The organism is Oceanobacillus kapialis, from assembly GCF_044790185.1.
Taxonomy (GTDB): Bacteria; Bacillota; Bacilli; order Bacillales; family Amphibacillaceae; genus Oceanobacillus_B; species Oceanobacillus_B kapialis.
The window spans coordinates 2,284,404-2,297,671 of sequence record NZ_CP085256.1 but is presented as its reverse complement, the minus strand read 5'-3'; the positions used below and the strand labels follow the sequence as shown (position 1 = coordinate 2,297,671).

Sequence of the window (13,268 nt, the reverse complement as noted above, 5' to 3'; positions counted from 1 at the left end):
GGAGTTTGATACTCTCTGGCTTTTTTGTGGCTAAATTTAGTTACATTCCACAGCTTGAGGATTGTTCGGTTATTTTAATATCGGAGTCTGGTGTTTGTTTAATATTAGCATCACCTTTAATACAAATAGAGCCTGCACCATTTTCAGGAGTGATCGCTTTGTCGAATGTAGCGCTGCCTTCTACTATAAGCTTTGCTCCACTCTGGAGGTGTAAATCGTTATAAAAGTGCGCATCTCCTTTGATATGTAAAAAAGCACCTGAATTCAATGTAACTTTACTCGAAAAGTTTGCATTTCCCCCAGTTAAGACTCTGCCTCCACTCTGCATAGTTAAACTACCGGTTAAATCAAAGTTCCGATCGAAGTGGAGTGCTCCACTCGTTATGTTTATATCTTTTAGAAAAGTACCATCTTTAGCCCCGTGGATACTAGCACTATTATGCATGGTTATATTACCCGAGGCAGTAAAATCCCCCCCAAATCTAAGAGAGCCATTGCTTGTAAGTGTTAGGTCTCTTAAAATTTCTCCGTTATTGTCTACTTTAATATTTGTATTGTTATGCATCGTTAAATTACCTAGAAGATATAAATTATTACCAATGTCGAGAGTGGCTTCTCTTGTAAGTTTTAACCCTTTTACAAAACGCGCGCTTTTCCCTATTTTTGTTGTAGTGTTCTCTTGTAATGTTATATCCCCTTTAGCCAATAAATGCTTACCAATTGTCAATTCACTATAACTTTTTATAATTGCCTGCCCACCTAATCTAGCGCTATTTATAACATTCATTTTCGCCTTTTGTTCTAACTCGAGTGATTGGTCAGCGAACAAATTTTGGTCAATAGTAAAGTTGATAGGATCGAAAATTGAAGTCCTGTTAGTAAACCATGCACTCCCATTTTTTATGTGGGGGTTTGGGCAAAAATTCCAATCGCCAAACTGTCCCTGACTAAGTATCGTATCCCCATTAAAGACACAATCTTTATTTGTTTCTGGAGGGGAATAATCATCTTCATCATTCTCTGTTTCGTCGAGTTCGTCAAGTTCATCATTATCGTCGCCGCCCTGGTCTTCAGTCGGGAGATTAACGGTTAGTTTATTTTTTTTATCCCAAGTTGTTTCAATAGTGTATGAATTGTTCGAGTTATTGGAAAGGGTTAGCTGTACAAATATCGGTTGGGATTTATAAACCTCATAACATCCATTATCTTGCATGTATTCTTTTGTATTATTATTTACCTTATGCCTTAACCTTGTAGTAACATTAGTTCCCATATGTGTGTTAACTACGCAAACTTTGTTATCTTCATTATTGTAGAATTGATTTTTCATTTCATTTACCAATACATTAGCCTGTTGCTTCAGTGAGATGTCAGCATTAGCTTCCTTTTCACTACCAAATAACTGCATGAATATACTAGATGATAGTGTTATAACAATAGCGAACAATCCAAGTGCAGCAAGCAATTCGACAAGGGTTATCCCCTTTTCATTATTAAGTTGACGAAAATTCATATTTTCACATCCAATTAAGTGCTATAATAGGATAAAAGTCACAAGTAAGGCGTGAATAATAGAATGATTAAAAAAATAATACATAACAATCGTGGTTTTACCCTTATTGAGATTATAGCATCAATTGCGCTTCTTGCACTAGTTGTTATGCTACTTTTACCGATATTTCCACAAATATTTCATTGGACTGGGAAAACGGAAGATGAATTAACAGCTAGTAATTTAGTAGGACAAGTGGCCTACGATTTGAAAAATAATGAACAAATAGATTTCGCAAATGTTGACAGTTGTAATGGCGGAAACATGGGTAATAAAACTCCTATATCGGAAATCTATGAAATAAACGAAATAAAATATCAAGCTTTTTATCAACTATGTGCAGAAGATTCCATTGAACTTAATAAGTCACAACTTTATCAGGCAAGACTTTTAATCTATAAAGAAAATAATAACCATGACCTTGTAAGTGAATCTTATACATATGTAAAAGTCTTAAATAATCAAGGTGAACAATCATGAATGTAAAAAGTGAAAAAGGAGCAGCTCTCGTATTAACGTTGATGTTTATCGCATTAGCACTTCTTTTTATTACAACCTTATCAGGCATGGTTGTCCAGACTACAAAACAAGTTACAACAATGGAGAAAAGAAATGACGCAGAGTTAGTAGCACAAATGGGAGTAGATTATGTTCAAGCTCTTCTGGATGATTATGAACGTAGTGAAGCTCAAGATCTTTTAACTTATTTAACAGATCATATACCAAAAAATGTGCTTATTGGTGCCAATGGGGATAGACAGTTCGAAATTGAATTACCAAGGGAAATCCTCTTACAAGACGGTTACGAGGTCACCTTTACAAGCATCGGCACTGCACAAGGCCAAACAGTAGAAACTGAAGGTACAATCGAAATAACAATAAACGAATGAAGGGACTAAACCACATTGATCACACGTAAACGTCTAGGCGACCTGCTAAAAGATGCCGGCCTTGTTTCAGAACAACAAATTAATGAAGCATTAGAAACCAAGAAAAGCAATCAAAAACTAGGAGATGCCCTCCTGGAACATGGCTTTATAACAGAGAAGCAATTAATTGAAGTGCTTGAATTCCAGCTAGGAATTCCACATGTATCCTTGTATCGGTACCCAGTGGATGAAAATGTTCTACAGTTTGTTACGAGAGAATCTGCACAGCAAAATTTAATTATGCCGCTGCAAATCAGTGGGACGGAATTAATGGTAGCGATGAAGGATCCTATGGACTATTTTGTTATTGACGATCTGGAATTGGAAACAGGTTTTAGTATATCTCCAGTAATCGCAGCAAAGGATGATATTCTTTTTGCCATTAATAAATACTATTATAAAAACGAGCCAGAAAAGATAGAGAATAATAACAGTGGGGAAGCGGAAGCGCCAATCATTCAGTTGTTTGATCAGCTGTTGACGGCTGCTATTCAATTAAAAGCGAGTGATATACATATTGATCCACAAGAAGCATCTGTTAAAGTTCGTTACCGAATTGATGGGAAGCTGCAAACGGAGAAGATTGTTGCCAAGCAGCTGCAAAATGCCTTGATTGCCAGAATCAAAATTTTGGCTGATTTGAATATTACACAGACAAGACTGCCACAGGACGGGCGTATCCGTACAACAGTTGGGGTCACACCAGTTGATTTACGTATATCTTGTTTGCCTACAGTCTTTGGAGAGAAAGTTGTTATTCGTATCCTTGATTTAAATCAAGCGCTGAAAAAGGTAAATGAGCTAGATTTCTCAGAGATGAATCTACAAAAATATGAGAACTTGATTAAACGTCCATCTGGTTTAGTACTTTTAACAGGGCCGACGGGTTCAGGGAAGACATCTACTTTGTATGCCGCACTGCATCAACTCAATTCAGAGGCGGTTAACATTGTTACAGTAGAAGATCCTGTTGAGTACCAGTTAGAAGGAATTAATCAGGTACAAGTGAACAGCTCTGTTGGTTTGTCCTTCTCTAATGGCCTGCGTTCCATTTTACGTCAGGATCCTAACGTCATCATGGTGGGGGAGATTCGGGACCAAGAGACAGCGGAAATTGCAATACGTGCTTCGTTAACAGGCCATCTTGTTTTCAGTACACTTCATACGAATAGTGCAGTTGATGCGATACCTCGTTTAATCGATATGGGGATCGAACCGTATTTAGTTGTGTCCTCGCTTTCTGGGGTAGTGGCTCAACGACTAGTTCGTAAGCTTTGCAGAGATTGCTTGAAACAACGACCTGCCACCGGAATGGAAAAAGAAATTTTTGAGAAAAACGGCATGGATGTTGAACATGTCTATGATAGTGAAGGCTGCTCTGTTTGCCACCAGCGTGGTTACAGAGGAAGAATAGCTGTGCAAGAAGTAGTAGTTATCGATGATGAAATCCGAAGTATGCTTTTAAATAACGGTTCCATGGCTGATATTAGGCGATATTTAGAAAAGCAAGGAACAGCTTTTCTTATCCAGGATGGTCTGCAAAAGATTAAAGAAGGTAAAACGTCAATGGAAGAAATCATGCAAGTGTCCATTCGACTGTAGGGAGTAGATAGAATGCGAGAGACAATTGAACAGTGGCTTACAGAAGCGTATTATCAAAATGCTTCCGATGTGCATTTAACCATAGGAAAAGCGCCTATTTTTCGTGTAAATGGCAGGTTAGTAGAACAGGACAAGCCACGATTAAAACCATCGGAAACAAAACAAATAATAGAAGCTATTTTGCCAGAGACATTGTGGCAACATCTTGAATTAAATAGAGAGATAGATTTCTCCTATGGAATTCAGGGAGTATCAAGATTTCGGATTAACACGTTTTATCAGCGTGGAGAGTTATCGTTGGCGATTCGTATTATCCCAAACCGAATCCCTTCCATAGAGGAATTAAACCTCCCGGCTGTAACGAAGGAAATTGTGCTGGAGCCACAAGGGTTGGTATTGGTAACAGGGCCCACCGGGAGTGGTAAAAGTACGACACTTGCTTCTATGATCGACTTTATTAATCAAACGATGCAAAAACATATCATTACATTGGAAGATCCAATCGAGTACATGCATTCCCATAACCAATCGATTATTGACCAACGTGAGGTTGGATTTGATACGAAAAGTTTTGTGAATGGTTTGAGAGCAAGTCTTAGACAGGATCCAGATATTATTTTGCTAGGGGAAATGCGGGATTTAGAAACGATTTCAACAGCTATTACTGCTGCAGAAACAGGCCATCTTGTGCTTGGAACGTTACATACCACTGATGCAGTTTCTACAATTGAGCGGATTATTGATGTATTTCCACCTGCACAACAGACGCAAATACGTATCCAATTGTCTACGATTCTAAAAGCGGTCATTTCACAACGGCTTTTGGTAACAAGGGATCATGCAGGAAGAAGAGCAGCAACAGAGGTTTTACGAAATACATCTGCGGTCAAAAATCTCATTCGCAATGAAAAGCTGCACCAAATCCAAAACGTGCTACAGACTTCCAGGGAGCAAGGAATGCATACTTTGGACATGGAATTAAAACGGCTTGTACAGGAAAACCTTATAACCATGGAAGATGCTGCACCGTTTATGCAAGGAAGGAGCACCTAGAATGGACTTTCAATATACTGGAAAACGGATATCCGGTGAGCGAATAAAGGGGAAGATTGACGCTGATACGAAGCAGCTGGCAATAAAAGAGCTGGAAAAGCAAGGGCTCCTCATTACACGTATCGAAGAAACAAAACCTTGGAACAAAGACATTATTTTAAATAAACGTGTGAAAAACAAAGATTTTGTTCTGTTTCTGAGACAATACGCAACCCTTATACATGCGGGAATCACCATTACAGATGCCACAAGTACGATGGCTAAGCAAACAGACAATTATGCACTTCGCGTTGCTTTAGAAGATATGGTCAAACAACTAGAACAAGGAAATTCTTTATCAAATGCGGCTGGGAAGCATTCTAATGTCTTTCCGATGCTGCTTGTGAACATGATTCATGCCGGCGAAGTAAGTGGTCAGTTGGACGAGATCCTTAATCAAATGGCAGATTACTATGAGAAGGAATATCGAAATAAGCAAAAAGTTGTTTCTGCACTGCTTTATCCGAGTGTGGTAGGTGTGATTACACTATTCTTAAGTGTTTTCTTACTCGTATTTATTGTGCCGCAATTTGTGACGATGTTTAATTCCTTTGGTGAAGAGATTCCTCCATATACACAATTTATTCTTAATTTAAGTGATTGGGTTGGCATGTTTTGGTGGGTTATTGCGTTGTTTTTCATATTACTAGTTCTTCTAGGGAAGTCTATGTTACGCTATGATAGTTTTCGCTATCGCATTGATACATATAAGCTAAAGTTTCCGTTTCTCGGTGTGCTTGCACATAAAGGTGCACTTGTACGAATGACGCAAACCTTAAGCACTTTAGTTAATAGTGCTGTCCCTATTCTGGAAGCAGTAGAAATTACCGAAAAAGTAGTGGGCAATCGGGTGATTGAAGGGGTATTGCATGAGTCTAAAGAGACCCTGAGTCAGGGTGAATCGATCACCAAACCAATGAAGAATCATTGGGTAATACCGCCACTTATTATTCAAATGATGCAAATTGGCGAGAAAACAGGTACATTGGACCAGATGCTCGCAAAAGCAGCTTCCTTTTATGAGGAAGAAGTAGAGCAATTGTCAAACAGAATTAAAACATTAATAGAACCGCTAATGATTATTATACTTACTGTCATTGTAGGCGGAATCATTTCGGCAGTTGTTATACCAATGTTTTCTATGTTCGAAAATTTACAATAAAAATGTGGTAAATTGTAGTTTTATATACTATGATAGTACTAGGTAAATAGACGGAGGCAATGAAGGATTATCTTTACCTGGGCACTTGGGTAATCTGGAGCTAGTAGTGCAACCGACCTGAATGTGTTACTAATCTTACATATTTAGAGAGGCGGGATTTTTATGCTAGCACGCATGAAAAAAATGTTTAAAAAAGAAAAAGGATTTACGTTGGTGGAGCTTTTAGCAGTTATTGCAATTTTGGCGATTATTTTAGCAATTGCAGTACCATCGGTTGGTAATTTAATTAGTAAAGCGAAACAAGATACAACTGATGCAAACATTGAATTAGTTTTAAACGCTGCAAAACTTGCTGACTTGTCTGAAGTAAAACCAAAGGCTAATAATACTTATGAAATTACTGAACTTCAGCAAGCAGGCTTCCTTGATGTTAATATTGAAGACGATAATTTTAACTTAAGCGGAGGGGTTCTAGTAGCAACTAAAGATGGTGAAAAGACCTTTGAATATACAGGATCTGAGGGAACAAAAAAAACTGAGACAGAATAAGCTAATAACAAACACCAAAGCAACGCCCTTGCCCCAAAGCAGGGCGTTTTCTTCAATCTTAAAAATAAAGGAGTACATAAATGGAAAGTGTCATGATTTTATTATTTTTCGCATTAGGCTTGCTTTTTGGGTCTTTTTTTAATGTGGTCGGACTGCGAATTCCAAAGAAGATGCCTTTTGCGAATGACCGTTCCAGATGCCCAAAGTGTAACCATCAATTGGCTTGGTATGATAATATACCGCTTCTTTCATTTCTCTTACAACGGGGAAGGTGTCGGTATTGCCGTGAATCCATCTCTTATATTTATCCAGCCATTGAATTTTTAACAGGCATTTTCTTTGCCTTAGGTTACACCTTAATTGGGTTACAATTAGAACTCATTACAGCACTACTATTGGTTTCCTTGCTCATGATTATTCTTGTTTCAGATTTAGCCTATATGATTATCCCCAATAAAGTGCTTTTGTTTTTCCTGCCATTTTTCTTAATAATGCGCTTGATTGTTCCACTTGATCCGTGGTGGAGTGGGTTAGCTGGTGCTTTTGCAGGAATTGCCATTATTATGCTTGTTATTTTAATTAGCAAGGGTGGAATGGGTGCAGGGGACATGAAGCTTTTTGGTGTGCTAGGTATTGTGCTTGGCTTACAAGGTACCTTTTTATCATTTTTTCTTTCTTGTATTATTGGGGCGATTATCGGTCTTGTTTTAATAGGGTTCCGCATCATTGATCGGAAGCAGCCAGTTCCCTTTGGACCGTATATTGTAGTGGCAAGCTTAATTACATACTTTTTTGGCGAAGGTTTAATGGACTGGTATTTTACAATTCTTTCTTAAGGGCGTGACAGCATGGGATTTATGTCTAATGGCAGGGTGAATATTGTCATTACAAATCGGAAGCTAAGATATACCTTTCATAAAAATAATAAATTGGATGGGTTAGAGGAACATGGGGAACTAAAGCTTCCTCCCTCTGTATTAGAGGATGGGAAAATCATCGACAAGGCAGTTTTCTCTGAGCAGATTCGCCAGCTTGTACAGGAACATAAATGGAAACGAAAAAAGCTATTATTTGCGGTTCCAGATGATACGGTTGTGATTCGCCAGCTTGACGTACCAGCTGCTTTAACAAGGGAGGAAGCAAGAGGCTATATTGAAACCCAGCTTGGAAGTAGCATTTATTTGCCATTCGCTAATCCGGCAATTGCGATTGATTTTCTAGAAAAACAAGGGGATATGCAACAGGTGTTACTTTTTGCTTATCCTAAGGAGAAAATTACGGATTTCATGGAAGTTTTTGAGGAACAAGGATTGCGCCCTATTGTGGCTGATTTAACCTCCTTATCGGTTTATCGTTATTACATGTCTACACGACAGGAAGAAAAGCCACACCATGTTTTACTTATTCATTGGAATGAAGATGCATTAGTATTAACAGCATTTAAGGAAAATAAGCCTATTTTTACGCGGCATATGAAGTTGGAGCAAACGAACGAGGAAGTACAATGGGATCGTACGATTGATGAGTATTTAATTGAAATTAATCGTATTATTGATTTCTACCGATACTCTATTACAAAAGGTGCTGCCCAAATAGAGCTCCTGTTAGTATCTGGTGACTTTGCCGGTCTTCCGCAATTAAAGGGACGTTTAATGGAAGAAACGGTCTATAAAGTAGAGGACTTTCAGAAAGATGAGCTACCAGCAAAATATGCAGACGTGCTCGGTCTGGCTACGAAAAATGAGGGATAAACAGCATGACGACAGAAATTAATTTTATCCAAAAACAACCAAATAACCGGCTGACACTCCTTATACTCGGAGGGGTCATTTTATTATGTCTTTGCTGTGTGGCGATTGGTTTATTCCTTCAGAAAAACCATGTGGATGAAGTAATAGCGCAAGCTGAAAGTGACTTAGCGGAGTTGGAGATCACACTTGCTGAATTGCAAGCTGAAGATGCTTCAGGGTCAAGATCAGTAGAGCAATTGATGACAGAAGTAGATCGAATAAGTGAAAGCGCAATGCCTACAATGCCTCTTTTTCATGCCGTAACCGAACGATTAACAAATAATGACGAGCTAGTAAGTTATGAAAACAATTCGTCAGATTCGTTTATTGTAACGGCAAATTATGCGGATATGAACGCTGTGGCAGATTATATTGCAGAGCTAGTTGATCTCACCTATATAACTAATGTGCAACTAACCAGTGTTGCTGAAATGGGAGAAAGCTACGAAGCTGTTTTGACAGTTCAGCTACTGGAAGAAAGTTTAAAGGAGGAGCATAGCGCAAATGATGAAAATATTGAATAAGAAACATTTACTTGTGCTAGTCGGCTCACTCCTTTTCATAGCTTTAGTGTATATAACTGCCTATCAGTTAATGATCAAACCGCAAAAAGAGGAAGCAGAAAGTCTACAACAACAAGTAACGATGTTTGAAGAGCAAATTGCTATCCAGTCTACAGAAGAGGATGAGCAAGTCACGAAGGGCGTAGATACAATAAATCGTTTAATTCCTAGCTACTTAGCAGCCGACTCATTATTGCGTGAGATTCAGACACTAGCCAATGAAAGCCAAGTACGTATTAGTTACATAGGTACAACAACAGAAAATATGGAAGTTGCCAATGCTGAGGAAACAGAAGAGGTTTCGTCCCTTGTTCAGAAGGCTAGTTATAGCATGGATATGACAGGAGAAAACCTGCAAGATGTGAACGTGTTCTTGGATGCAATTAAAACAGGAGATAGATTAATTACAATAGATGCATTAAATGTCCAGCAGGATGGGGAATCAGTTTTTGCCCAGATCACCTTCTCTACCTATTATGCACAATAGCCTTCTAATAAGGCTATTTTTTCTGCAATTCTTTAAAATGCCTTTGTTCTGTTTTGCCTGCCTGTTTCATAGTTTGTTAGGAGGAGGCGATATCATGCGACACTATGCTATTTTAAGATTATTGCTTGCAGGTTTCCTGCTTTATTTTGCATGGCCAGTAATTCCATATGCGAATACTGTGCCAGAGATGATATTTTGGGGAGGATGGCTTGGTTTCCTTATTTTAGTAGTTGGAGCAAATCTCGCAACATTTTTACAAATGACCAAGCCACCAATTATGGAACAGCAAGAACAGGAGAGGCGCCATTCCCATAATTATTGAGTTTACCTTTGATCAACTGTATAATAAGTACTAACAAATGTACTAGTACAGTTGAAAGTTGGTGGAACGCCATTGGCAACGAAACATGAGCAGATTATTCAGCATATCCTGTCCCTTTCAGTTGGTCATAAGATATCCGTTAGACAAATTGCAAAGGAACTTGGCGTAAGTGATGGCACAGCCTACCGTGCCATTAAAGAAGCAGAGAATCAGGGGATTGTTAGCACCATTGAACGTGTAGGAACGATACGAATTGAAAGAAAAAATCGAGAAAACTTTGATCGGCTTTCTTTTGCTGAGGTCATTAATATTATTGATGGACAAGTTCTTGGAGGAAAGACAGGGCTCCATAAAACGTTGAACAAATTTGTAATTGGAGCTATGCAGCTTGACGCAATGATGCGTTACACGGAGGCTAATTCTCTCTTAATTATTGGAAACCGTGTAGAGGCACACGAATTAGCATTGAATGAAGGAGCTGCTGTTCTTATTACGGGAGGGTTTGATACAGAAGAACATATTAAACGACTGGCAGATGAAAAAGAATTGCCGATTATCTCAACCAGCTATGATACATTTACGGTAGCAGCGATGATTAACAGGGCGATATATGACCAGCTAATTAAAAAGGAAATTGTATTTGTTGGAGATATTTTCACTCCTTACGAATCTTCCTGGTTTCTTCGGGCTGGAGACACTGTCGGTAAATGGTATGAACTAAATGAACAGTCCGGCCACACAAGGTTCCCCGTGATTGACGAGAGTAACAGAGTGTTGGGGATGGTAACCTCAAAGGATGTAGTAGCCAAAGAAGCAGACATGCTTATCGAAAAGGTGATGAGCAAAAATCCGCAGGTGGTACAGGAAAAAACATCCCTTGCTTCAGTGGCTCATATGATGGTTTGGGAAGGCATAGAGGTGGTTCCTGTAATAGACCAGGCTTCTCGTTTCCAGGGGGTCATTTCCCGTCAGGATGTTTTAAAAGCATTGCAACAAATTCAACGACAGCCACAGGTTGGTGAAACGATTGACGACATTGTATCAAGGTCGCTAATTGATTCTGAGGACGGTAAACCAGTTTATGAAGCTGATGTAACACCACAGATGACGAATCAGCTAGGGACGCTTTCAAATGGCGTGTTTACTGCCTTAATTACAGAGGCGAGCAGCAGGCTGTTGATGCATTATAAAAAAGGTGACTTAGTAGTAGAAAATTTAACAGTATATTTTTTAAAACCCATGCAGATTGATAGTAAGCTTGTCATCAAGCCTAAGCTGCTGGAGGCAGGGAGAATGTATGCGAAAATTGAGGTTGAAGTGTACAATGAGCGTAAAATTGCTGGTAAGGGGTTAATAATGGCCCAATTGATTGATCGATGATTTGAAAACGGACAAGCGACTGACTCAAAAGGTGGCATTTTCTAGCAAAAAAAGCTGACTTTATTCGTCAGCTTTATACCCTGCAGGATGCAACCTTTTATATTCATTTTTATAATGCTTTGCTTCTTTAAAACCAAAGTAAAGTAGGTATGCGCCCCAAGCGAAAAATAAAATGCCAATAAATAAAGCGAGCTGCGTCTGATAAAACACATATTGGTTTACACCAAAGAACAGTAAAAAACTACCTAAGCACATACGTGACCGGGCATTAAAATAAACTTGGGTAAGTCGGTCCTTTGTTTTTAGAATAGCGACTTTGTAATACACATAGAACACTACCGATAGGATGATAATAATCGGAAAAATAAACATAAGCACACTCCTAAATATATAATAACGTTGAATACCTTTTCATTATTTCCATCTCGTCTATAGTAAAGGACGAGCGAAAGCACCTTCTTACATTGTAACTTTTTTATCACGGTTTAGCCAGAACGAAATAAGATTGTGGAGGGAATCCTAGATGCCAAAACAGCAAATTATAGAAGCGATAAAATCATATAGCACTATTATTATTCACAGACATGTACGCCCCGACCCTGATGCCTTAGGCTCTCAAGGTGGGTTGCAGGAACTTATCAAAACTTCCTTTCCAGATAAGCAGGTGTATGTAGTAGGAGAAGTAGACCCCTCCCTAGCGTTTTTATTGGAAATGGATGAAATTGCAGATGACATGTACAAAGATGCGCTTGTCATTACATGCGACACAGCTAATACTGATCGTATTAGTGACACTCGTTATCATCTCGGCCAAAAATTGATTAAAATTGATCACCACCCAAATACAGACCCATACGGAGACATTTCGTGGATTGACACGGAGGCTAGCTCGACAAGTGAGATGATCTATGAGCTGTTTCTTCATGGGAAGGATGAAGGATTACAACTAAATGATAAAGCTGCAGCCTCGCTTTATGCGGGGATAGTCGGAGACACAGGGAGGTTTTTGTTTCCAAGTACGACAAAGAAAACCTTTCAATATGCAGCAGACCTTGTAGCTTATCAGTTTGATCGCACGGCTCTTTATGATGGTATTTATAATGTGAAACAAAATATTGCGCGACTTCGCGGTTATGTCCTGCAGCGTTACGAACTATCAGAGAATGGTTTAAGTACCATCAAATTAACCCAGGATGTTTTGGCTTCCTTTCAAGTAGATCCTGTGGAGACCGGACAGCTTGTTGGCATATTGGGAGAAGTAGAAGGTATCAAAGCTTGGGTGTTCTTCATCGAAGAAGAGGATTTAATCCGTGTAAGATTGAGATCAAAAGGTCCTGTTATTAACAAAATTGCCGCGAACTATAATGGCGGGGGGCATCCAATGGCCTCAGGAGCAACAGTATACAGTTGGGAAGACGCTGAACAGGTCGTACAGGATCTCGAGGAAGTTTGTCGCACATATAAATAAAAAAATGTTTTAAAACCATGAAAAAGCCAAATGGATTGAAAGGTACATCCGTTTGGCTTTATTGTTAGACTGAAGATAAGTATTTGTTTAGGAATAAGAATATCAAGTGTGCCCGTCTTCAGATATAAGACGCATAATTGCCATTTCATAAACCAATTTGTGCACTTTCCTGCTTAACAAGTGGAATAATCCAGCAACCTTGTTGTGTCTGGTCATAGTGAACAAGCAACTGTTCTCGCTCAATACCCCGTTTTAAGAGCCTGACGAGCTCATGTGATTCGGCATAAGCCGTTTGCCCTCTTCTCAATTGGGCCAACTTTTGGTCTCGTAATCGGTTATAAGACATAATATGCATACAAAAGCCCCCTTTCC

The 13,268-nt window shown here is 38.9% G+C and carries 16 protein-coding genes and 1 riboswitch; of the genes, 13 read left to right on the top strand and 3 right to left on the bottom strand.

From position 1 onward, the window contains the following. Positions 1-40: 40 nt before the first annotated feature. Positions 41-1,513 (bottom strand): prepilin-type N-terminal cleavage/methylation domain-containing protein, encoded by a 1,473-nt coding sequence (locus LG273_RS12045; RefSeq protein ID WP_404453877.1) that lies wholly within the window; start codon positions 1,511-1,513, stop codon positions 41-43. A 63-nt stretch (positions 1,514-1,576) separates the two neighbouring features. On the opposite strand from LG273_RS12045, the gene LG273_RS12040 reads away from it, so the two are divergent. From LG273_RS12040 to LG273_RS11985, 12 genes are all read left to right on the top strand, one after another. Then, positions 1,577-2,032, top strand: coding sequence for a prepilin-type N-terminal cleavage/methylation domain-containing protein (locus tag LG273_RS12040; protein WP_379560560.1), 456 nt, complete (start codon positions 1,577-1,579; stop codon positions 2,030-2,032). After that, positions 2,029-2,442, top strand: a complete 414-nt coding sequence (locus tag LG273_RS12035; RefSeq protein WP_379560561.1) for a hypothetical protein — start codon at positions 2,029-2,031, stop codon at positions 2,440-2,442. Before LG273_RS12040 ends, LG273_RS12035 begins: the two co-directional genes overlap by 4 nt. 15 nt (positions 2,443-2,457) lie before the next feature. Then, complete coding sequence (locus LG273_RS12030; RefSeq protein WP_404453873.1) at positions 2,458-4,083, top strand: GspE/PulE family protein; 1,626 nt, start codon at positions 2,458-2,460, stop codon at positions 4,081-4,083. A 12-nt stretch (positions 4,084-4,095) separates the two neighbouring features. Beyond that, positions 4,096-5,136 (top strand): type IV pilus twitching motility protein PilT, encoded by a 1,041-nt coding sequence (locus tag LG273_RS12025; RefSeq protein WP_404453870.1) that lies wholly within the window; start codon positions 4,096-4,098, stop codon positions 5,134-5,136. Position 5,137: 1 nt separating this feature from the next. Beyond that, the gene (locus LG273_RS12020; protein WP_404453867.1) at positions 5,138-6,337 is read left to right on the top strand and encodes a type II secretion system F family protein; all 1,200 of its coding nucleotides are present in this window, start codon (positions 5,138-5,140) and stop codon (positions 6,335-6,337) included. Positions 6,338-6,380: 43 nt separating this feature from the next. Further along, positions 6,381-6,463, top strand: a riboswitch (cyclic di-GMP riboswitch). 36 nt (positions 6,464-6,499) lie between these two features. Continuing rightward, a complete protein-coding gene (locus LG273_RS12015; protein WP_404453864.1) occupies positions 6,500-6,886 on the top strand; it encodes a prepilin-type N-terminal cleavage/methylation domain-containing protein in 387 nt (128 codons plus the stop codon). Positions 6,887-6,966: 80 nt separating this feature from the next. After that, complete coding sequence (locus LG273_RS12010) at positions 6,967-7,722, top strand: prepilin peptidase (RefSeq protein WP_404453861.1); 756 nt, start codon at positions 6,967-6,969, stop codon at positions 7,720-7,722. 12 nt (positions 7,723-7,734) lie between these two features. Next, positions 7,735-8,637, top strand: coding sequence for a type IV pilus biogenesis protein PilM (pilM, locus tag LG273_RS12005; protein WP_379560567.1), 903 nt, complete (start codon positions 7,735-7,737; stop codon positions 8,635-8,637). A gap of 5 nt (positions 8,638-8,642) precedes the next feature. Continuing rightward, positions 8,643-9,200 (top strand): hypothetical protein, encoded by a 558-nt coding sequence (locus tag LG273_RS12000; protein WP_379560568.1) that lies wholly within the window; start codon positions 8,643-8,645, stop codon positions 9,198-9,200. Beyond that, complete coding sequence (locus tag LG273_RS11995) at positions 9,181-9,726, top strand: hypothetical protein (RefSeq protein WP_379560569.1); 546 nt, start codon at positions 9,181-9,183, stop codon at positions 9,724-9,726. The genes LG273_RS12000 and LG273_RS11995 overlap by 20 nt, the downstream gene beginning before the upstream one ends. 94 nt (positions 9,727-9,820) lie before the next feature. Continuing rightward, complete coding sequence (locus tag LG273_RS11990; RefSeq protein ID WP_379560570.1) at positions 9,821-10,048, top strand: hypothetical protein; 228 nt, start codon at positions 9,821-9,823, stop codon at positions 10,046-10,048. A 72-nt stretch (positions 10,049-10,120) separates the two neighbouring features. Further along, positions 10,121-11,428, top strand: coding sequence for a DRTGG domain-containing protein (locus tag LG273_RS11985; RefSeq protein ID WP_404453856.1), 1,308 nt, complete (start codon positions 10,121-10,123; stop codon positions 11,426-11,428). A gap of 60 nt (positions 11,429-11,488) precedes the next feature. Here the strand turns inward: LG273_RS11985 and LG273_RS11980 are convergent, their stop codons facing one another. Continuing rightward, positions 11,489-11,800: a YtpI family protein gene (locus tag LG273_RS11980; RefSeq protein WP_379560572.1), complete on the bottom strand. Its 312-nt coding sequence runs from the start codon at positions 11,798-11,800 to the stop codon at positions 11,489-11,491. 151 nt (positions 11,801-11,951) lie between these two features. Here LG273_RS11980 and LG273_RS11975 point away from each other — a divergent pair, with 151 nt between their 5' ends. Next, complete coding sequence (locus LG273_RS11975) at positions 11,952-12,896, top strand: bifunctional oligoribonuclease/PAP phosphatase NrnA (RefSeq protein WP_379560573.1); 945 nt, start codon at positions 11,952-11,954, stop codon at positions 12,894-12,896. Between the two features lie 145 nt (positions 12,897-13,041). Here LG273_RS11975 and LG273_RS11970 read toward each other — a convergent pair whose 3' ends face one another. Next, the gene (locus tag LG273_RS11970) at positions 13,042-13,251 is read right to left on the bottom strand and encodes a hypothetical protein (protein ID WP_379560574.1); all 210 of its coding nucleotides are present in this window, start codon (positions 13,249-13,251) and stop codon (positions 13,042-13,044) included. Between the last annotated feature and the right edge of the window lie 17 nt (positions 13,252-13,268).

Bases quoted from the DNA above. Each gene is read 5' to 3' on its own strand.
- LG273_RS12025 (WP_404453870.1), top strand. From the start codon at position 4,096: ATGCGAGAGACAATTGAACAGTGGCTTACAGAAGCGTATTATCAAAAT.
- LG273_RS12020 (WP_404453867.1), top strand. From the start codon at position 5,138: ATGGACTTTCAATATACTGGAAAACGGATATCCGGTGAGCGAATAAAG.
- LG273_RS12015 (WP_404453864.1), top strand. From the start codon at position 6,500: ATGCTAGCACGCATGAAAAAAATGTTTAAAAAAGAAAAAGGATTTACG.
- LG273_RS11990 (WP_379560570.1), top strand. From the start codon at position 9,821: ATGCGACACTATGCTATTTTAAGATTATTGCTTGCAGGTTTCCTGCTT.
- pilM (WP_379560567.1), top strand. From the start codon at position 7,735: ATGGGATTTATGTCTAATGGCAGGGTGAATATTGTCATTACAAATCGG.
- LG273_RS12035 (WP_379560561.1), top strand. From the start codon at position 2,029: ATGAATGTAAAAAGTGAAAAAGGAGCAGCTCTCGTATTAACGTTGATG.
- LG273_RS11995 (WP_379560569.1), top strand. From the start codon at position 9,181: ATGATGAAAATATTGAATAAGAAACATTTACTTGTGCTAGTCGGCTCA.
- LG273_RS12040 (WP_379560560.1), top strand. From the start codon at position 1,577: ATGATTAAAAAAATAATACATAACAATCGTGGTTTTACCCTTATTGAG.
- LG273_RS11970 (WP_379560574.1), bottom strand. From the start codon at position 13,251: ATGCATATTATGTCTTATAACCGATTACGAGACCAAAAGTTGGCCCAA.
- LG273_RS11975 (WP_379560573.1), top strand. From the start codon at position 11,952: ATGCCAAAACAGCAAATTATAGAAGCGATAAAATCATATAGCACTATT.
- LG273_RS12045 (WP_404453877.1), bottom strand. From the start codon at position 1,513: ATGAATTTTCGTCAACTTAATAATGAAAAGGGGATAACCCTTGTCGAA.
- LG273_RS12010 (WP_404453861.1), top strand. From the start codon at position 6,967: ATGGAAAGTGTCATGATTTTATTATTTTTCGCATTAGGCTTGCTTTTT.
- LG273_RS11980 (WP_379560572.1), bottom strand. From the start codon at position 11,800: ATGTTTATTTTTCCGATTATTATCATCCTATCGGTAGTGTTCTATGTG.
- LG273_RS12000 (WP_379560568.1), top strand. From the start codon at position 8,643: ATGACGACAGAAATTAATTTTATCCAAAAACAACCAAATAACCGGCTG.